This window comes from Streptomyces laculatispora (genome assembly GCF_017353455.1).
GTDB classification, from domain to species: Bacteria; Actinomycetota; Actinomycetes; order Streptomycetales; family Streptomycetaceae; genus Streptomyces; species Streptomyces laculatispora.
On sequence record NZ_JAFMPZ010000662.1, the window covers coordinates 1 to 19,352 of the forward strand.

15 protein-coding genes and 1 pseudogene are annotated in these 19,352 nt (G+C 69.0%); 15 read left to right on the forward strand and 1 reads right to left on the reverse strand.

All coding sequences use genetic code 11. The annotated features are described in order from the left end of the window. Positions 1–342: pseudogene (locus J1C73_RS34195) on the reverse strand (glycoside hydrolase); the annotation flags it as partial. Between the two features lie 791 nt (positions 343–1,133). Here J1C73_RS34195 and J1C73_RS34200 point away from each other — a divergent pair. From J1C73_RS34200 to recQ, 15 genes are all read left to right on the forward strand, one after another. Continuing rightward, positions 1,134–1,493, forward strand: a complete 360-nt coding sequence (locus tag J1C73_RS34200; RefSeq protein ID WP_123460983.1) for an NADH-quinone oxidoreductase subunit A — start codon at positions 1,134–1,136, stop codon at positions 1,491–1,493. 18 nt (positions 1,494–1,511) lie between these two features. After that, positions 1,512–2,066, forward strand: coding sequence for a NuoB/complex I 20 kDa subunit family protein (locus J1C73_RS34205; protein ID WP_024491742.1), 555 nt, complete (start codon positions 1,512–1,514; stop codon positions 2,064–2,066). After that, complete coding sequence (locus tag J1C73_RS34210) at positions 2,063–2,788, forward strand: NADH-quinone oxidoreductase subunit C (protein ID WP_123460984.1); 726 nt, start codon at positions 2,063–2,065, stop codon at positions 2,786–2,788. Before J1C73_RS34205 ends, J1C73_RS34210 begins: the two co-directional genes overlap by 4 nt. Continuing rightward, complete coding sequence (locus J1C73_RS34215) at positions 2,788–4,110, forward strand: NADH-quinone oxidoreductase subunit D (RefSeq protein WP_207319755.1); 1,323 nt, start codon at positions 2,788–2,790, stop codon at positions 4,108–4,110. The genes J1C73_RS34210 and J1C73_RS34215 overlap by 1 nt, the downstream gene beginning before the upstream one ends. A 29-nt stretch (positions 4,111–4,139) precedes the next feature. Next, a complete protein-coding gene (nuoE, locus tag J1C73_RS34220; protein WP_207319763.1) occupies positions 4,140–4,970 on the forward strand; it encodes an NADH-quinone oxidoreductase subunit NuoE in 831 nt (276 codons plus the stop codon). Next, the gene (nuoF, locus tag J1C73_RS34225; protein WP_123460987.1) at positions 4,970–6,334 is read left to right on the forward strand and encodes an NADH-quinone oxidoreductase subunit NuoF; all 1,365 of its coding nucleotides are present in this window, start codon (positions 4,970–4,972) and stop codon (positions 6,332–6,334) included. The genes nuoE and nuoF overlap by 1 nt, the downstream gene beginning before the upstream one ends. Then, complete coding sequence (locus J1C73_RS34230) at positions 6,331–8,838, forward strand: NADH-quinone oxidoreductase subunit G (RefSeq protein ID WP_207319756.1); 2,508 nt, start codon at positions 6,331–6,333, stop codon at positions 8,836–8,838. The genes nuoF and J1C73_RS34230 overlap by 4 nt, the downstream gene beginning before the upstream one ends. Further along, positions 8,835–10,241: an NADH-quinone oxidoreductase subunit NuoH gene (nuoH, locus tag J1C73_RS34235; protein ID WP_123460989.1), complete on the forward strand. Its 1,407-nt coding sequence runs from the start codon at positions 8,835–8,837 to the stop codon at positions 10,239–10,241. The genes J1C73_RS34230 and nuoH overlap by 4 nt, the downstream gene beginning before the upstream one ends. Beyond that, positions 10,234–10,962, forward strand: a complete 729-nt coding sequence (gene nuoI, locus J1C73_RS34240) for an NADH-quinone oxidoreductase subunit NuoI (protein ID WP_207319757.1) — start codon at positions 10,234–10,236, stop codon at positions 10,960–10,962. The genes nuoH and nuoI overlap by 8 nt, the downstream gene beginning before the upstream one ends. After that, positions 10,959–11,789 (forward strand): NADH-quinone oxidoreductase subunit J, encoded by an 831-nt coding sequence (locus J1C73_RS34245; RefSeq protein WP_207319758.1) that lies wholly within the window; start codon positions 10,959–10,961, stop codon positions 11,787–11,789. The genes nuoI and J1C73_RS34245 overlap by 4 nt, the downstream gene beginning before the upstream one ends. Further along, positions 11,786–12,085, forward strand: coding sequence for an NADH-quinone oxidoreductase subunit NuoK (gene nuoK / locus J1C73_RS34250; protein ID WP_024493678.1), 300 nt, complete (start codon positions 11,786–11,788; stop codon positions 12,083–12,085). Before J1C73_RS34245 ends, nuoK begins: the two co-directional genes overlap by 4 nt. A 16-nt stretch (positions 12,086–12,101) precedes the next feature. Continuing rightward, positions 12,102–14,003, forward strand: coding sequence for an NADH-quinone oxidoreductase subunit L (gene nuoL / locus J1C73_RS34255; RefSeq protein WP_207319759.1), 1,902 nt, complete (start codon positions 12,102–12,104; stop codon positions 14,001–14,003). Positions 14,004–14,007: 4 nt separating this feature from the next. Beyond that, complete coding sequence (locus tag J1C73_RS34260; protein ID WP_207319760.1) at positions 14,008–15,639, forward strand: NADH-quinone oxidoreductase subunit M; 1,632 nt, start codon at positions 14,008–14,010, stop codon at positions 15,637–15,639. Next, positions 15,636–17,300, forward strand: coding sequence for an NADH-quinone oxidoreductase subunit NuoN (gene nuoN, locus J1C73_RS34265; protein WP_207319761.1), 1,665 nt, complete (start codon positions 15,636–15,638; stop codon positions 17,298–17,300). Before J1C73_RS34260 ends, nuoN begins: the two co-directional genes overlap by 4 nt. 172 nt (positions 17,301–17,472) lie before the next feature. Beyond that, a partial coding sequence (recQ, locus tag J1C73_RS34270) for a DNA helicase RecQ (protein WP_207319762.1) occupies positions 17,473–19,352 on the forward strand: 1,880 nt, incomplete at its 3' end.

The window sequence follows — 19,352 nt, forward strand, 5'->3', positions numbered from 1 at the left end:
CTCGGCCTTCTTCTTGGCCTCGGCCTTGCGGACGGCCTCGGCCTTGGCCTTCTTGGCGGCCTTGGCGGCGGTCGTGGCTGCGGCGTCCTCGTGGGCCTGCGTCTCCAGGTCCAGTGCGACCTGCTGCGTGGCCTCGGCGGACGCCGCGACGGTGGTGGAGAGCCCGGCCGTGATGGTGGGCATCTCGATGGTCTGGGTCACCGGCTCGGCCTGGGCCGGAGCGGCAGCGCCTGCGACCGCGATGGTGCTGAGGACGCCACCGGCAACTCCGGCTCGCAGCGCCGTCTTCGAGGCGTTTCGGCGGGGCTTCCGGTGGCTGGGTATGAGAGCGGTGTGGGACATGGGTACTAGCGCTATCAGGGCCTCAGGGGTCCCATCAAGAAACGTGTGTTGCGACACAGTTACGTCCGGAATCTGTGAATCCGCTTCCTGGTGGCCTTTATTGACGCCGTAACGGGCAAATCGGGCGGACGTGATCACGGCTGTGATCACGGGTTTTCGGAAATACGCCCGAATTGCCCGTCACTTACCATCCGTTCACACTGATGGCCAAGCCCGCTTATATGACGAGGTCGGTCGAGTGACGCAGGTCACGGCATGGTCTCGACGTGACGGGCATACGAGCACCTCGCGCGAGAGGCGTGGGGCGCGTGCGGAACCGGCGGCGCTCGATGACCCATTCACCCGGAAGGGGGTGCATGTCCGGATGCATCCACTTCGTCCCCCGTGGCCCTCGTCCGGGCGCCCCGAGGTGACCCCGCGCTCGCCCCAGAGTGGGGCAGATCCCTATATCACCGCATCGCGTCCATCGCCAATTTGGCTGTAGCCGCCACGGCTTGATAGAGCGACACCCCTTTGACCAGCGGTAACGGGGCCGGATGTCACGTCTCGTGATCACTCGGCCGCTTCGTGTACGAAGATCACCGCTCATCCGACTTCATGATCGTTCGTCAGGTGGTGGAGATCACAAAGACGTTGTCGCACCCCGTGTCGCAGATCACAGGATGGCGGGCATAGGATGCGGGGCAGTCGGGCTTGTGAACTGCCTCACATGTGCACGATCTTGGTGAGGTGGCGAGCCAGATTGCCCGATGCGGTCCAACGGTCAAGGACGACTGGAAGGAGCGAGGAGCGTGAATGCCTACGCGCCCATCCTCGTGCTCGGCGCCCTCGGGGCAGGGTTTGCGATCTTCTCCGTGGTCAGCGCCACGCTTATCGGCCCCAAGCGGTACAACCGGGCAAAGCTCGAAGCGTACGAGTGCGGTATCGAACCCACCCCCACTCCAGCCGGAGGCGGCCGCTTCCCGATCAAGTACTACCTGACGGCGATGCTCTTCATCGTCTTCGACATCGAGATCGTCTTCCTCTATCCCTGGGCGGTCACCTTCGACGCCCTGGGGATCTTCGGGCTCGTCGAGATGCTGCTCTTCGTGCTCACCGTCTTCGTCGCCTATGCGTATGTATGGCGTCGCGGCGGCCTGGAATGGGACTGAGGGGCTGAGGGGCACACCATGGGACTCGAAGAGAAGCTGCCCAGCGGCTTCGTGCTGACCACTGTCGAGCAGGCCGCCGGCTGGGTACGGAAGTCGTCCGTATTCCCCGCCACCTTCGGCCTCGCCTGCTGCGCCATCGAGATGATGACGACCGGGGCCGGGCGCTACGACCTGGCCCGGTTCGGGATGGAGGTCTTCCGCGGATCGCCGCGGCAGGCGGACCTGATGATCGTGGCGGGGCGGGTCAGCCAGAAGATGGCGCCCGTCCTGCGGCAGGTCTATGACCAGATGCCGAACCCCAAGTGGGTCATCTCCATGGGGGTTTGCGCGTCATCGGGCGGTATGTTCAATAATTACGCCATTGTTCAGGGTGTTGATCACATTGTCCCGGTTGATATCTATTTGCCGGGCTGCCCACCGCGTCCCGAGATGCTGATCGACGCGATCCTCAAGCTCCACCAGAAGATCCAGGGCTCCAAGCTCGGGGTCAACGCGGAGGAGGCCGCCCGCGAGGCGGAGGAAGCGGCGCTCAACGCACTGCCCCTGATCGAGATGAAGGGGCTGCTCCGGTGAGCGAGAACGGCAACCAGGGCGAGCGGAACGCCAACGGCGTCCCCTCCCCGCGCGACGAGACCGGCGAGGTCATCGGCGTACGCAAGGGCATGTTCGGCGCCGACAACGGCGGCGACACCTCCGGCTACGGCGGGCTCATCCGCACGGTCACCCTGCCGGGCGCCACCTCGCGCCCGTACGGCGGCTGGTTCGACGAGGTGGCCGACGAGCTCGAAGGGGCCCTGGAGGAACAGGGTCTCCTTCCGGACAACGCCATCGAGAAGACCGTCGTGGACCGCGGCGAGCTCACCTTCCACATCGCCCGCGAGCACCTGCCCACCGTCGCCAGGACCCTGCGCGACGACCCGGCGCTGCGCTTCGAGCTCTGTACGGGGGTGAGCGGCGTCCACTTCCTCGGTGACAAGGGACGTGAGCTGCACGCCGTCTACCACCTGCGCTCCCTCACCCACGGCCGGCTCATCCGGCTGGAGGTGTCCGCACCGGACAGCGATCCGCACGTCCCGTCCCTCGTCGCGGTCTACCCGACCAACGACTGGCACGAGCGCGAGACCTACGACTTCTTCGGGCTCATCTTCGACGGGCATCCCGCCCTCACCCGGATCATGATGCCGGACGACTGGCAGGGCTTCCCGCAGCGCAAGGACTACCCGCTCGGCGGCATCGCCGTCGAGTACAAGGGCGCCCAGATCCCGGCTCCGGACCAGCGGAGGTCGTACTCCTGATGACCACTCCCCACGCGACACCTCGTGCGACGACCGAGGGGACTGTATATACAGTCACCGGCGGCGACTGGGACGAGGTCGTCCAGTCGGCGGCCGCCTCCGACGACGAGCGCATCATCGTCAACATGGGCCCCCAGCACCCGTCCACGCACGGCGTGCTCCGGCTGATCCTGGAGATCGACGGCGAGACCGTCACCGAGGCCCGCTGCGGCATCGGCTACCTCCACACCGGCATCGAGAAGAACCTCGAATTCCGGAACTGGACGCAGGGCACCACCTTCGTCACGCGCATGGACTACCTGACGCCGTTCTTCAACGAGACGGCGTACTGCCTGGGGGTGGAGAAGCTCCTCGGCATCGAGGACCAGATCCCCGACCGGGCCACCGTCCTGCGCGTGCTGCTGATGGAGCTCAACCGGATCTCCTCGCACCTGGTGTGCATCGCCACCGGCGGCATGGAGCTCGGCGCCACGACGATCATGATCTACGGCTTCCGTGACCGTGAACTCGTTCTCGATCTCTTCGAGCTGATCACCGGCCTGCGGATGAACCACGCGTTCGTCCGGCCCGGCGGACTCGCCCTGGACCTGCCCCCGGGCGCGGTCGACCAGCTGCGCGAGTTCGTGAAGACCATGAAGAAGAACCTGCCGGAGTACGACAAGCTCGCCACCGGCAACCCCATCTTCAAGGCCCGTATGCAGGACGTCGGCTACCTCGACCTGAGCGGCTGCATGGCGCTCGGCGCCACCGGTCCCGTCCTGCGCTCCGCCGGACTCCCGCACGACCTGCGCAAGACCGATCCCTACTGCGGGTACGAGGACTACGAGTTCGACGTCCCCACGGCGGACAGCTGCGACGCCTACGGCCGCTTCCTCATCCGTCTCGAGGAGATGCGCCAGTCGCTGCGGATCGTCGAGCAGTGCATCGACCGGCTGGCCCCCGGCCCGGTCATGGTCGCCGACAAGAAGATCGCCTGGCCCGCGCAGCTCGCGCTCGGACCGGACGGGCTCGGCAACTCGCTCGACCACATCAGGAAGATCATGGGCACCTCCATGGAGGCCCTGATCCACCACTTCAAGCTGGTGACCGAGGGCTTCCGGGTCCCGGCCGGGCAGGCGTACACCGCGGTCGAGTCACCAAAGGGCGAACTCGGCGTGCACGTCGTCTCGGACGGCGGCACCCGCCCCTACCGGGTCCACTTCCGTGACCCGTCCTTCACCAATCTCCAGGCCATGGCGGCGATGTGCGAGGGCGGCCAGGTGGCCGACGTCATCGTCGCCGTCGCATCCCTCGACCCCGTGATGGGAGGCGTCGACCGGTGACCGAAGCACGCAGCGAAGTCAGTCTGGGGATGCCGCAGCTCCCCGCCCCCGCCTACCCGGCCGAGGTGCGCGCCAGGCTCGAAGCGGATGCGAAGGAGGTGATCGCCCGCTACCCCGGCAGCCGTTCCGCGCTGCTGCCGCTGCTGCACCTCGTGCAGTCGGAGGAGGGGTACGTCTCCCGTACGGGCATGGCGTTCTGCGCCGAGCTGCTCGGCCTCACCACCGCCGAGGTCACCGCGGTCGCCACCTTCTACACGATGTACCGCCGCAGGCCGAGCGGCGACTACCAGGTCGGCGTCTGCACCAACACGCTCTGCGCGGTCATGGGCGGCGACGCGATCTTCGACCGGCTCAAGGACCACCTCGGCGTCGGCAACGACGAGACGACCGAGGACGGCAAGGTCACCCTCGAACACATCGAGTGCAACGCGGCCTGCGACTTCGCGCCCGTCGTGATGGTGAACTGGGAGTTCTTCGACAACCAGACGCCCGAGAGCGCGACACAGCTGGTCGACGACCTGATCGCCGGCCGCACCGTCGAGCCGACCCGCGGCGCCCCGCTGTGCTCGTACAAGGAGACCGCCCGGATACTGGCCGGTTTCCCCGACGAGCGCCCCGGCGCCGTCCAGGCCACCGGTGGTGCCGGACCCGCCTCGCTGATCGGCCTGAAGCTGGCCAAGGGCGAGGCCACCGGACAGCCGCGGGTGGTCTCCCCGCGTGTTGAGACCCCGCGTGACCAAGCCCCGCGCGACGAACCGCACAAGGGCGCCGAGCACCTCAGCTCCCACGACGCACCACAGCAGACCTCGGCATCCGACCCGGATCACCCGGCCGGTCCCGCCGCCGAGGAGGGGGAGTGATGACGTTGGCCGCCGAAATCGACAAGAACGGGACCAGTCCCGAGAAGCTTCTGGCACCGGTCCTGTCCGCCTTCTGGGACGAGCCCGAATCCTGGACCCTGGAGACCTACCGCCGCCACGAGGGGTACGAGGGACTGCGCAAGGCCCTCGCCATGACCCCGGACGACCTCATCGCCTACGTCAAGGACTCCGGTCTGCGCGGCCGCGGCGGCGCGGGCTTCCCCACCGGGATGAAGTGGCAGTTCATCCCGCAGGGCGACGGCAAACCGCACTACCTGGTGGTCAACGCCGACGAGTCGGAGCCCGGGACCTGCAAGGACATCCCGCTCCTCTTCGCCAACCCGCACAGCCTCATCGAAGGCATCGTGATCGCCTGCTACGCGATCCGCTCCTCGCACGCCTTCATCTACCTGCGCGGCGAAGTCGTCCCCGTACTGCGGCGGCTGCACGAGGCCGTGCGCGAGGCGTACGAGGCGGGCTACCTCGGTACGGACATCATGGGCTCCGGACTCGATCTGGAACTCACCGTGCACGCGGGCGCCGGCGCGTACATCTGCGGTGAGGAGACCGCGCTGCTCGACTCGCTCGAAGGACGGCGCGGCCAGCCCCGGCTCCGGCCGCCCTTCCCCGCGGTCGCCGGTCTGTACGCCTGCCCCACTGTGGTGAACAACGTCGAGTCCATCGCCTCGGTTCCCGCGATCCTGAACAAGGGCAAGGACTGGTTCAAGTCGATGGGCAGCGAGAAGTCCCCGGGCTTCACGCTCTACTCGCTCAGCGGACACGTCTCGGGACCCGGCCAGTACGAGGCCCCGCTCGGCGTGACACTGCGCCAGCTCCTCGACATCAGCGGCGGCATGCGCCCCGGCCACCGGCTCAAGTTCTGGACCCCGGGCGGCTCCTCCACCCCGATGTTCACCGAGGAGCACCTCGACGTGCCCCTCGACTACGAGGGCGTCGGCGCCGCCGGTTCCATGCTCGGCACCAAGGCGCTCCAGTGCTTCGACGAGACGACCTGCGTCGTGCGGGCCGTCACCCGGTGGACCGAGTTCTACGCCCACGAGTCCTGCGGCAAGTGCACGCCGTGCCGTGAGGGCACCTACTGGCTCGTCCAGCTGCTCCGCGACATCGAGGCCGGCAAGGGACAGATGTCCGACCTCGACAAGCTGAACGACATCGCCGACAACATCAACGGCAAGTCGTTCTGCGCCCTCGGCGACGGCGCCGCCTCGCCGATCTTCTCCTCGCTCAAGTACTTCCGCGAGGAGTATGAGCAGCACATCACGGGCAAGGGCTGCCCCTTCGATCCCGCCAAGTCGACCGTCTGGGCCGACGACAAGAACGCTCACCGGGGGGTGAACGCATGACAGTCACCACGAGTGCGCCCTCCGGGGGCGGCGAGGCGGCTCTCCCGCCCGAGGACCTCGTCACGCTGACCATCGACGGCATCGAGATCAGCGTGCCCAAGGGCACCCTGGTCATCCGGGCCGCCGAACTCCTCGGCATCGAGATCCCGCGCTTCTGCGACCACCCGCTCCTCGACCCCGCCGGCGCCTGCCGCCAGTGCATCGTCGAGGTCGAGGGCCAGCGCAAGCCGATGGCGTCCTGCACCATCACCTGCACCGACGGCATGGTCGTCAAGTCGCAGATCACCTCGCCCGTCGCCGAGAAGGCGCAGAAGGGCGTGATGGAGCTGCTGCTGATCAACCATCCGCTGGACTGCCCCGTCTGCGACAAGGGCGGCGAGTGCCCCCTGCAGAACCAGGCGATGTCGCACGGCGACACCGACTCACGCTTCGACGGCAAGAAGCGCACCTTCGAGAAGCCCGTCCCGATCTCCACCCAGGTGCTGCTGGACCGTGAGCGGTGCGTGCTCTGCGCCCGCTGCACCCGGTTCTCCAACCAGGTGGCGGGCGACCCGATGATCGAGCTGCTCGAGCGCGGCGCGCTCCAGCAGGTGGGCACCGGCGAGGGCGACCCGTTCGAGTCGTACTTCTCCGGCAACACCATCCAGATCTGCCCCGTCGGGGCGCTGACCTCGGCGGCGTACCGGTTCCGCTCCCGCCCCTTCGACCTGGTCTCCTCGCACTCGGTGTGCGAGCACTGCGCGGGCGGCTGCGCCACCCGCACCGACCACCGGCGCGGCAAGGTCATGCGGCGGCTCGCCTCCAACGACCCCGAGGTCAACGAGGAGTGGCTCTGCGACAAGGGCCGCTTCGGCTTCCGCTACGCGCAGCAGCGCGACCGGCTCACCACCCCGCTGGTACGCAACGAGGCCGGTGAGCTGGAACCGGCGAGCTGGCCCGAGGCACTGGCGGCGGCCGCCGCCGGACTCTTGGCCGCACGCGGCCGGGCCGGGGTCCTCACGGGTGGCCGGCTGACCGTCGAGGACGCCTACGCGTACAGCAAGTTCGCCCGGATCGCCCTGGGCACCAACGACATCGACTTCCGGGCCCGGGTGCACAGCAGCGAGGAGGGCGACTTCCTGGCCGCCCGCGTCGCCGGGCGCGGACGCGATCTGGACGGCGGCGGGGTCACGTACACCTCGCTGGAGAAGGCCCCGGCCGTGCTGCTGGTCGGCTTCGAGTCCGAGGAGGAGGCGCCCGGCGTCTTCCTGCGGCTGCGCAAGGCCCACCGCAACCACGGCCAGCGCACCTTCGCCGTCGCCTCGCACGCCACCCGCGGGCTCACGAAGGCGGGCGGCACGCTGCTGCCCGCCGCCCCCGGTACCGAGACGGAGTGGCTGGACGCGATCGCGGGCGGTGTCGGCCTGGACGGCGACGGCGCGGCCGCGGCCGAGGCGCTGCGTGGTGCGGGCGCCCTGATCGTGGTGGGGGAGCGACTGGCCGGCGTGCCGGGCGGTCCGACCGCCGCGGTACGGGCCGCGACCGCCACCGGCGCCACCCTGGTGTGGATTCCCCGGCGGGCCGGCGAACGCGGCGCGGTGGAGGCGGGCGCACTCCCGTCGCTGCTGCCCGGCGGCCGCCCGTCCACCGACCCGCGGGCCCGGGACGAGGTGGCGGCGCTCTGGGGCGTCGCCGAACTCCCGTCCCGGTTCGGCCGCGACACCGGCCAGATCATCGAGGCCGCGGCCACCGGCGAACTGGGCGCGCTGCTCGTCGCCGGGGTCGAGACCGCGGACCTGCCCGATCCGAACCGGGCCCTGGAGGCCCTGGACCGGGTCGGCTTCCTGGTCTCGCTGGAGCTCCGCCCCAGCGAGGTCACCGACCGCGCCGACGTGGTGTTCCCGGTGGCCGCGGTCGCCGAGAAGTCCGGCACCTTCCTCAACTGGGAGGGCAGGGCGCGGATGTTCGAGGCCGCGCTGAAGCCGGAGCAGATGACCCGGACCCTCGCGCCGGGCGACGCCCGGGTGCTGCACATGCTGGCCGACGCGCTCGATGTCCACTTCGCTCTGCCGGACCTGAAGTCCGTACGCCGTGAGCTGGACCGGCTGGGCGGCTGGCAGGGCACGCACGCGGACGACCCGCGCGAGCCGGCCCAGCCGCTGCCCCGGCCCGGCGACGGCGAGGCGGTCCTGGCGGGCCACCGGCTGCTGCTGGACCTGGGCCGGCTCCAGGAGGGCGATACGGCGCTGGCCGGGACCCGGCACGCCGCGGTCGCCCGGCTCTCCGCCGTCACCGCCGCCGAGACCGGCGTCAAGGACGGCGATCTGCTGGCCGTCAGCGGCCCGGCGGGCAGTGTCGAACTCCCGCTCCAGGTCACCGACATGCCGGACCGGGTGGTCTGGGTGCCGCTGAACTCCGTCGGACGGGGTGTGCCGGCCGGTACCGGCGCCCGGCCCGGCGGTCTGGTGCGGATCGGTCCCGCCGCACCGGGTACTCCCGACGTCACACCGGAGGTGCGAGCGTGACTGCCCTCGCTCAACTGGCCGCGGCCCCGCACGGCGCGGTGCTCGCCGCCGAGGACCTGTCGATGTTCGGCACCGACCCCTGGTGGCTCGTCGTCGTCAAGGCGGTCTTCTGCTTCGCGTTCCTGATGGTGACCGTGCTCTTCTCCATCGTGTGGGAGCGCAAGGTCGTCGCCTGGATGCAGCTGCGCATCGGTCCCAACCGGCACGGCCCCTGGGGCATGCTCCAGTCGCTCGCCGACGGCATCAAGCTGATGCTGAAGGAGGACCTGGTCGTCAAGCGGGCGGACAAGGTCGTCTACATCCTCGCCCCGATCGTCGCCGCCGTACCGGCGTTCATGGCGATCGCGGTGATCCCGTTCGGCCCGCCCGGCAACGAGGTCTCGATCTTCGGGCAGCGTACGGCGATGCAGCTCACCGACCTGCCGATCGCGATGCTCTACATCCTCGCGGTCGCCTCGGTCGGGATCTACGGCATCGTGCTGGCGGGCTGGTCCTCCGGATCGACGTACCCGCTGCTCGGCGGTCTGCGCTCGTGCGCGCAGATGATCAGCTACGAGATCGCGATGGGCGCCGCGTTCGCCTCGGTCTTCCTCTACTCCGGGTCGATGTCGACCTCGAAGATCGTGGAGGCCCAGCAGGACCGCTGGTTCATCCTGCTGCTGCCGGTCTCGTTCATCATCTACATCATCACGATGGTCGGTGAGACCAACCGCGCCCCGTTCGACATGCCCGAGTCCGAGGGCGACCTGGTCGGCGGCTTCAACACCGAGTACTCGTCCATCAAGTTCGCGATGTTCATGCTCGCCGAGTACGTCAACATGGTCACCGTCTCCGCGGTCTCCATCACCCTGTTCCTGGGCGGCTGGCGGGCCCCGTGGCCGATCAGCACCTTCTGGGAGGGCGCGAACCACGGCTGGTGGCCGATGCTCTGGTTCGTCATCAAGGTCCAGCTGCTGCTGTTCTTCTTCATCTGGCTGCGCGGCACGCTGCCCCGGGTCCGCTACGACCAGCTGATGAAGCTGGGCTGGAAGGTCCTGATCCCGGTCTCCGTGCTCTGGCTGATGCTCGTCGCCACGGTGCGGGCGCTGCGCAACGAGGGCTACGACTACTCGAAGATCCTGCTCTACGTGGCCGGGGCCGTGATCGCGATCCTGCTGATCTCCTTCGTCGTCGACATGTTCCGCGACAAGAAGGGCCGGGACGCCGAGGCGGACGCGGAGCCGGAGCAGCCGGCGTTCGACCCGATGGCGGGCGGATTCCCGGTGCCACCGCTGCCCGGACAGACCCTGCCGCCAGTGCCGCGGCGCGTGCCGCGCCGTGAGCGGGAGCTCGTTGTCAGTGGCGGGGCGGATACTCAGAGTGACGGAAATCCGAGTGACGGAAAGGAGGCCGACCATGTCTGAACTGCCTGAGTCGCGGGGGTCCGAGAAGCCGCCGAAGGCCACCGGGCCGACGGGGTCGAGCGTGGCTTCCGGGGGCTCGGGGGCCGGCGGGTCCGCCCAGTCCCCGCAGTCCTCGGACGACAAGTTCCAGAATCCGGTGGCCGGCTTCGGCGTGACCTTCAAGGCCATGTTCAAGAAGCGGCTGACCGAGCAGTATCCGGAGACGCCGAAGGTGACGGCGCCGCGCTTCCACGGCCGGCACCAGCTCAACCGCCACCCGGACGGCCTGGAGAAGTGCATCGGCTGCGAGCTGTGCGCCTGGGCCTGCCCGGCGGACGCGATCTACGTCGAGGGCGCTGACAACACCGACGAGGAGCGCTACTCCCCGGGGGAGCGCTACGGCCGCGTCTACCAGATCAACTACGCGCGCTGCATCCTGTGCGGACTGTGCATCGAGGCCTGCCCGACCCGGGCGCTCACGATGACCAATGATTTCGAGCTCGCCAACACCACCCGCGAGAGCCTCATCTACACCAAGGACGAGCTGCTCGCGGGCCTGGAGGAAGGCATGGTCGACAGTCCGCACGCGATCTTCCCCGGCATGGACGAACAGGACTACTACCGGGGCCTGGTGACCGAGGTCGCCCCCGGTACGGAACGCCAGGTCGCCGTCTCCAAGGGCGAGAAGCCGTCCGACCGCGACAGCGAGAGCAACGGCTCGGCGCAGGAGGTGGACGCATGACCGGCCTGGCCGCTGCGGCCTCCCAGACATCGACCGGCGAGGCCTTCCAGTTCTGGGTGCTCGGCACCGTCGCCGTGATCGGCGCGCTGTCCACCGTCCTGATGAGGAGGGCCGTGCACAGTGCGCTGAGCCTCGCCGGGACCATGATCGTCCTGGCGGTCTTCTACCTCGCCAACGGCGCCTACTTCCTGGGGATCGTCCAGATCGTCGTCTACACCGGCGCGATCATGATGCTGTTCCTCTTCGTGGTCATGCTCGTCGGTGTCACGGCGGCGGACTCGCTGAAGGAGACCCTCAAGGGCCAGCGCTGGCTGGCCGTCGGCTGCGGGCTCGGCTTCGGTGTCCTGCTGATCGCCGGCATCGGCAACGCCTCGCTGAGCAGCTTCAACGGGCTCGGCGCGGCCAACGCCGAGCACGGCGGGAACGTGGAGGGGCTCGCCAGCCTCATCTTCACCAAGTACGTCTTCGCCTTCGAGATCACCGGCGCCCTGCTGATCACCGCGACCGTCGGCGCGATGGTGCTCACCCACCGCGAGCGCACCGAACGGGCCAAGACCCAGCGGGAGATGTCCGAGGATCGCGTACGCAGCAGCCATCTGCCGCCGCTGCCCGCCCCCGGCGTCTACGCCCGGCACAACGCCGTGGACATCGCCGGACTGCTCCCCGACGGCACACCGTCCGAACTCACCGTGATGCAGACGCTGCGCAAGCGCGGCCAGATGCGCGACGTCTCCCACGAGTCGCTGGCCGAGCTCAAGGCGCTCGAACAGCGCTCCGGCGAACGGCTCGGCCGGGACAACGCCGAAGAAGAGGAGGTCGCCAAGTGAATCCGGTCAACTACCTCTATCTCGCCGCACTGTTGTTCACCATCGGCGCATCCGGGGTGCTGATCAGGCGGAACGCGATCGTGGTGTTCATGTGCGTGGAGCTGATGCTCAACGCCTGCAACCTCGCGTTCGTGACCTTCTCTCGCATGCACGGCAACCTCGACGGCCAGATCATCGCCTTCTTCACGATGGTCGTCGCCGCCGCGGAGGTCGTCGTCGGGCTCGCGATCATCGTGTCGCTGTTCCGTTCCCGCCACTCGGCCTCGGTCGACGACGCCAGCCTGATGAAGCTGTAAAGGGGCGCTGGACCCAATGAACGCAGAGAACCTGATTGCGCTGCTTGTCGCGGCGCCCCTGCTTGGAGCGGCGGTGCTGCTCTGCGGCGGCCGACGCCTTGACCGCGCGGGCCACTGGCTCGGCACCCTGTTCGCCGCCGCCTCCTTCGTCATCGGCGTGGTGCTCTTCCTCGACATGCTGGGGAAGAGCGCCGACGACCGGGCGATGCACCAGATGCTGTACAGCTGGATTCCGGTCGAGGGCTTCCAGGCCGATGTGGCCTTCCAGCTCGACCAGCTGTCGATGACGTTCGTCCTGCTGATCACCGGTGTGGGCACGCTGATCCACATCTACTCGATCGGCTACATGGAGCACGACGAGCGCCGTCGCCGCTTCTTCGGCTATCTGAACCTGTTCCTCGCGGCGATGCTGATCCTCGTCATCGCCGACAACTACCTGCTGCTGTACGTCGGGTGGGAGGGCGTCGGTCTGGCGTCGTACCTGCTCATCGGCTTCTGGCAGCACAAGCCCAGCGCGGCCACCGCCGCGAAGAAGGCCTTCCTGGTCAACCGGGTCGGCGACATGGGCCTGTCGATCGCGATCATGCTGATGTTCACCACCTTCGGCACCTTCGCCTTCGGCCCCGTCCTGGCGGCCACCGGCCAGGCCGGAGAGGGCAAGCTGACGGCCATCGGCCTGATGCTGCTGCTCGCCGCTTGTGGCAAGTCCGCCCAGGTGCCGCTGCAGTCCTGGCTGGGTGACGCGATGGAGGGCCCGACCCCGGTCTCGGCCCTGATCCACGCCGCCACCATGGTGACCGCGGGCGTCTACCTCATCGTCCGGTCCGGCGCGATCTTCAACGCCGCCCCGGACGCACAGCTGGTCGTCGTGGTCGTCGGTGCGGTCACCCTGATCTTCGGGGCGATCGTCGGTTGCGCGAAGGACGACATCAAGAAGGCCCTCGCCGGCTCGACGATGTCGCAGATCGGCTACATGATCCTGGCCGCCGGGCTCGGCCCGATCGGCTACGTCTTCGCGATCATGCACCTGGTGACGCACGGCTTCTTCAAGGCCGGGCTCTTCCTCGGCGCCGGTTCGGTCATGCACGGCATGAACGACGAGGTCGACATGAGGAAGTTCGGCGGCCTGCGCACGTACATGCCGGTCACCTTCATCACCTTCGGGCTCGGCTACCTCGCGATCATCGGCTTCCCCGGACTGTCCGGCTTCTTCTCCAAGGACAAGATCATCGAGGCGGCCTTCGCCAAGGGTGGCACCGAGGGCTGGATCCTCGGCGCGGTCACCCTCCTCGGCGCCGCGATCACCGCGTTCTACATGACGCGCGTCATGCTGCTGACGTTCTTCGGCGAGAAGCGCTGGGAGCCGGACGCGGAAGGCCATGAGCCGCATCCGCACGAGTCCCCGAAGTCCATGACCATCCCCATGATCGTCCTGGCGTTCGGCTCGGTCTTCGCCGGAGGCTTCTTCTCCATCGGCGACCGCTTCCTGCACTGGCTGGAGCCCGTCACCGGCCACGACCACGGCGACGCCCCGGTCAGCGCGACCACCGTCACCGCCGCCACCATGGTGGTGCTCGTCATGGGTGTCGGCATCGCCTGGATGATGTACGGGCGCAAGCCCGTGCCCGCGGTCGCCCCGCGCGGCTCGCTGCTCACCCGGGCCGCCCGCCGCGATCTCCTCCAGGACGACTTCAACCACGTGGTCCTGGTCCGCGGCGGCGAGCACCTCACCCGCTCCCTGGTCTATGTCGACCACACCCTGGTCGACGGGGTCGTCAACGGCACGGCCGCCTCGATGGGCGGGCTCTCCGGCCGGCTGCGAAAACTGCAGAACGGCTACGCCCGCTCCTACGCGGTCTCGATGTTCGGCGGTACGGCGGTTCTCATCGCCGCGACCCTGCTGATGAGGGCGGTCTGATCACATGTCCTTTCCCCTCCTGACAGCGACGGCGGTGCTCCCGGCGATCGGCGCGATCGCCACCGCCGCCGTCCCGGCCGCACGGCGCACCGCCGCCAAATGGCTGGCGCTGCTCTTCTCGCTGGGCACCCTGGTGCTCGCGGGCATCGTGCTCGCCCGCTTCGAACCCGGCGGCAGCCGCTTCCAGCTCACCGAATCGCACGCCTGGATCAAGGACTTCGGCGTCCGGTACGAGCTGGGGGTGGACGGCATCGGCGTGGCGCTCGTGGCGCTCACCGCCCTGCTCATGCCCTTCATCATCCTGGCGGGCTGGCACGACGCCGACCCGTCCCCAAGCTCTCAACTTCGTTCGAGCAGGGGAGGCCCCAACGAGAACAAGCCCTATCGATGGCGGCCGACCCAGGGCTTCTTCGCCCTGATGCTGATGACCGAAGCGATGGTGATCCTCTCCTTCGAGGCCACCGACGTCTTCGTCTTCTACATCCTGTTCGAAGCCATGCTCATCCCGATGTACTTCCTCATCGGCGGCTTCGGGGACCGGGCCACCTCCTCCGCGGCCGCTGCGGCGGCGGGCGGCGGCGAGAACGCCGCGGCCCAACGCTCGTACGCGGCAGTGAAGTTCCTCCTGTACAACCTGGTCGGCGGCCTCATCATGCTGGCCGCGGTGATCGGGCTCTACACCGTCGCGGGGACGTTCTCGCTCTCCGAGATCGCCGAGGCCCGCGCCAACGGCACGTTCTCCATGGCGACCAGCACCGAGCGCTGGCTCTTCCTCGGGTTCTTCTTCGCCTTCGCGGTGAAGGCCCCGCTGTGGCCGCTGCACACCTGGCTGCCCAACGCCATGGGGGAGGCGACCTCCCCGGTCGCCGTGCTGCTCACCGCGGTCGTCGACAAGGTCGGCACCTTCGCGATGATGCGCTTCTGCCTCCAGCTCTTCCCGGAGGCCAGCAAGTGGGCCACGCCGGTGATCCTGGTCCTGGCGCTGATCAGCATCGTGTACGGGGCGCTGCTCGCCGTCGGCCAGCGCGACATCAAGCGGCTGATCGCCTACGCGTCGATCTCGCACTTCGGCTTCATCGTCCTCGGCATCTTCGCCATGACGAGCCAGGGGCAGTCGGGCGCGACGCTCTACATGGTCAACCACGGCATCTCGACGGCCGCGCTGATGCTGGTGGCGGGCTTCCTGATCACCCGGCGCGGCTCGCGGCTCATCGCCGACTACGGCGGAGTGCAGAAGGTGGCGCCGATCCTGGCCGGCACCTTCCTGATCGGTGGTCTGGCCACCCTGTCGCTGCCGGGGCTCGCCCCGTTCGTCAGTGAGTTCCTGGTCCTGGTCGGGGTGTTCTCCGCGTATCCGGCGGTCGGCATCATCGCCACCACCGGGATCGTGCTCGCCGCGATCTACGTCCTCGTCCTCTACCAGCGGACGATGACGGGACCGGTCAAGGCCGAGGTCCAGGGCATGGCGGACCTCAAGGTCCGTGAACTGGTGGTGGTCGTCCCGCTGATCGCACTGCTGATCTTCCTGGGCGTCTACCCGAAGCCGCTGACGGAGATCGTCAACCCGGCGGTGCAGCACACCATGTCGGACGTACAGAAGAAGGACCCCCAGCCCGAGGTGGAGGCCGCCAAGTGAGCGCAACAGCTGTCCACAGCCTGTGGACAATGGCGGGCGGGGTGACATCGGCCGCCCCTGACGAGAAGTTCAAGGCGCCGGTCATCGAGTACGCCCAGCTGACCCCGGTCCTGATCGTGATCGGAGTCGCCGTCCTGGGCGTGCTCGTCGAGGCCTTCGTGCCGCGCCGGGCCCGCTACCACACGCAGGTCTTCCTGGCCGTCGTCGCCCTGGTCGCCGCGTTCGCCGCGGTGGTCGGCCTGGCGGCCGGCGGATACGGTACGACAAAGGCGCACATCGCCGCGATGGGGGCCGTCGCCATCGACGGGCCCGCCCTGTTCCTCCAGGGCACCATCCTGCTGACGTCGCTGGTCGCCGTCTTCACCTTCGCCGAGCGGCGGCTCGATCCCGCGTCGCACGGCAACCGCGTCGACTCGTTCGCCGCACAGGCCGCTTCGGTCCCCGGCAGCGACAGCGAGAAGGCCGCGGTCAAGGCCGGGTTCACCACCACCGAGGTCTTCCCGCTGATCCTCTTCTCGGTGGCGGGCATGCTGGTCTTCCCCGCGGCCAACGATCTGCTGACGCTCTTCGTGGCCCTGGAAGTCTTCTCGCTCCCGCTCTACCTCCTGTGCGCCGTCGCCCGCCGCAAGCGGCTGATGTCGCAGGAGGCCGCGGTGAAGTACTTCCTTCTCGGCGCCTTCTCCTCGGCGTTCCTGCTCTTCGGGATCGCCCTGATCTACGGTTACGCCGGCTCCGTCTCGTACGCCCGGATCGCCTCCGTCGTGGACGGCTCCATCCAGAAGATCGACCCGGCGCTCGCCGACACCATGGGCAACGACGCGCTGCTGCTCATCGGCGGCGCGATGATCCTGACCGGCCTGCTCTTCAAGGTCGGCGCGGTTCCCTTCCACATGTGGACCCCGGACGTCTACCAGGGCGCCCCGACCCCGGTCACCGGCTTCATGGCCGCGGCCACGAAGGTCGCCGCGTTCGGTGCGCTGCTGCGCCTGCTGTACGTGGTGCTGCCCGGTCTCAGCTGGGACCTGCGGCCGGTCATGTGGGGCGTCGCGATCGTCACGATGCTGGGCGGCGCGATCGTCGCCATCACCCAGACCGACATCAAGCGGCTGCTGGCCTACTCCTCGATCGCGCACGCCGGCTTCATCCTCGCCGGTGTCATCGCGGCCACGCCGGAGGGCATCTCCTCGGTCCTGTTCTACCTGGCCACGTACTCCTTCGTGACGGTCGGCGCCTTCGCCGTCGTCACCCTGGTGCGTGACGCGGGCGGCGAGGCCACGCATCTGTCGAAGTGGGCCGGGCTCGGCCGTCGCTCGCCGCTGGTCGCCGCGGTCTTCGCGGTGTTCCTGCTGGCCTTCGCCGGTATCCCGCTCACCTCGGGCTTCTCCGGGAAGTTCGCGGTGTTCAAGGCCGCGGCCGACGGCGGCGCCGGCGGACTGGTCGTCGTCGGTGTGATCTCCTCGGCGATCGCCGCGTTCTTCTACATCCGCGTCATCGTGCTGATGTTCTTCAGCGAGCCGAAGGCGGACGGCCCCACGGTCGCCGTCCCGTCCCCGCTGACGATGACCACGATCGCGGTCGGAGTCGCGGTCACGCTGGTCCTGGGCCTGGCCCCGCAGTACTTCCTGGACCTGGCGAGCCAGGCGGGAGTCTTCGTGCGGTAGGGGCGGACGCACCACCGCTGGAACAGCGCCGGACGGGCTTGGAAGTCAAGCCCGTCCGGCGCTGTCGTAGGCGGCGCCTATCGTGGCAGGGGAGTGCGGGGACAGAACGGGCCGGATGCCGGGGGACAGAGCGATGAGCGGGACGGGCGTGACAGGCGTGACAGGCGTGACCATGAGTGTGACCGAGAGTGATGCACGGCAGACGCTCCACCGGGTTTTCGGGTACGAGGCGTTCCGGGGCGAGCAGGAAGCGGTCGTCGACCATGTGGTGGCCGGCGGGGACGCCGTCGTGCTCATGCCGACCGGCGGCGGCAAGTCGCTCTGCTACCAGATCCCGTCCCTGGTCAGGTCCGGTACGGGCATCGTCATCTCGCCGCTGATCGCCCTGATGCAGGACCAGGTGGACGCCCTGCGGGCGCTGGGCGTGCGGGCCGGGTTCATCAACTCCACGCAGGACCTCGACGAGCGGCGCTCCATGGAGGCCCAGTACGTCGCGGGCGAGCTCGACCTGCTGTACCTGGCCCCGGAGCGGCTCCGGCTGGACTCCACCCTCGGTCTGCTCTCCCGCGGTGAGATCTCCGTCTTCGCCATCGACGAGGCGCACTGCGTCGCCCAGTGGGGCCACGACTTCCGGCCCGACTACCTGGCCCTGTCCGTGCTGGGCGAGCGCTGGCCCGACGTACCGCGTATCGCGCTCACGGCGACGGCGACCGCGGCCACGCACCAGGAGATCACCCAGCGCCTGGGCATGCCCGACGCCAAGCACTTCGTGGCGGGCTTCGACCGGCCCAACATCCAGTACCGCATCGTGCCCAAGGCCGACCCGAAGAAGCAGCTGCTGTCCTTCCTCAAGGAGGAGCACGCCGGGGACGCGGGCATCGTCTACTGCCTCTCGCGCAACTCCACCGAGAAGACCGCCGAGTACCTCTGCCGCAACGGCATCGAGGCCGTCCCGTACCACGCGGGTCTGGACGCCGGCACCCGAGCGCGCCACCAGTCCCGCTTCCTGCGCGAGGAGGGCCTGGTCGTCGTCGCGACGATCGCCTTCGGCATGGGCATCGACAAGCCGGACGTGCGCTTCGTCGCCCACCTCGACCTGCCGAAGTCCGTCGAGGGGTACTACCAGGAGACGGGCCGGGCCGGGCGGGACGGCGCCCCCTCCACGGCCTGGATGGCCTACGGACTCCAGGACGTCGTCCAGCAGCGCAAGCTCATCCAGGGCGGCGAGGGCGACGAGGCCTTCCGCCGCCGGGCCGCCTCGCACCTGGACTCCATGCTGGCCCTGTGCGAGACCGTGCGGTGCCGCAGGGCCCAGCTGCTGAAGTACTTCGGCCAGGAGCCCGCCACGGCCTCCTGCGGCAACTGCGACACCTGCCTGGCCCCGCCCGAGACCTGGGACGGCACCGTGGTCTCCCAGAAGCTGCTGTCCACGGTGGTACGGCTGAAGCGGGAGCGCGGGCAGAAGTTCGGCGCCGGCCAGATCATCGACATCCTGCTGGGCCGCAAGACGGCGAAGATCATCCAGTTCGACCACGACCAGCTCTCGGTGTTCGGCATCGGCGAGGAGCTGGCCGAGGCGGAGTGGCGGGGCGTGGTCCGGCAGCTGCTGGCCCAGGGCCTCCTCGCGGTCGAGGGCGAGTACGGCACGCTGGTGCTGACCGAGGAGAGCGGCTCGGTCCTCGGCCGGGAGCGCGAGGTGCTGCTGCGCAAGGAGGCCGCGAAGTCCGCGTCGCGCTCCTCGAAGGGCGACCGGAAGGCGAAGTCCTCGGCGGCGGCCGCCGAGCTGCCCGAGCAGGCCGTGCCGGTGTTCGAGGCGCTGCGCGCCTGGCGCGGCGCCCAGGCGAAGGAGCTGGGCCTCCCGGCGTACGTGATCTTCCACGACGCGACGCTGCGCGAGATCGCGACGCTGCGTCCGGGCTCGACCGCCGAGCTCGGCGGTGTCAGCGGCCTGGGGGAGAAGAAGCTGGCGACGTACGGGGACGGGGTGCTGGAGGTGCTCGCGTCGTTCGGCGAGGCGCCCGCGGAGACCCCGGCCCCGGCACAGCCCCCGGC

What these genes read in the sequence shown, in the direction of transcription:
- nuoF (WP_123460987.1), top strand. Translation starts at nt 4,970, where the DNA reads ATGACGTTGGCCGCCGAAATCGACAAGAACGGGACCAGTCCCGAGAAG.
- J1C73_RS34215 (WP_207319755.1), top strand. Translation starts at nt 2,788, where the DNA reads ATGACCACTCCCCACGCGACACCTCGTGCGACGACCGAGGGGACTGTA.
- nuoE (WP_207319763.1), top strand. Translation starts at nt 4,140, where the DNA reads ATGCCGCAGCTCCCCGCCCCCGCCTACCCGGCCGAGGTGCGCGCCAGG.
- J1C73_RS34230 (WP_207319756.1), top strand. Translation starts at nt 6,331, where the DNA reads ATGACAGTCACCACGAGTGCGCCCTCCGGGGGCGGCGAGGCGGCTCTC.
- J1C73_RS34245 (WP_207319758.1), top strand. Translation starts at nt 10,959, where the DNA reads ATGACCGGCCTGGCCGCTGCGGCCTCCCAGACATCGACCGGCGAGGCC.
- nuoL (WP_207319759.1), top strand. Translation starts at nt 12,102, where the DNA reads ATGAACGCAGAGAACCTGATTGCGCTGCTTGTCGCGGCGCCCCTGCTT.
- nuoI (WP_207319757.1), top strand. Translation starts at nt 10,234, where the DNA reads ATGTCTGAACTGCCTGAGTCGCGGGGGTCCGAGAAGCCGCCGAAGGCC.
- J1C73_RS34260 (WP_207319760.1), top strand. Translation starts at nt 14,008, where the DNA reads ATGTCCTTTCCCCTCCTGACAGCGACGGCGGTGCTCCCGGCGATCGGC.
- J1C73_RS34205 (WP_024491742.1), top strand. Translation starts at nt 1,512, where the DNA reads ATGGGACTCGAAGAGAAGCTGCCCAGCGGCTTCGTGCTGACCACTGTC.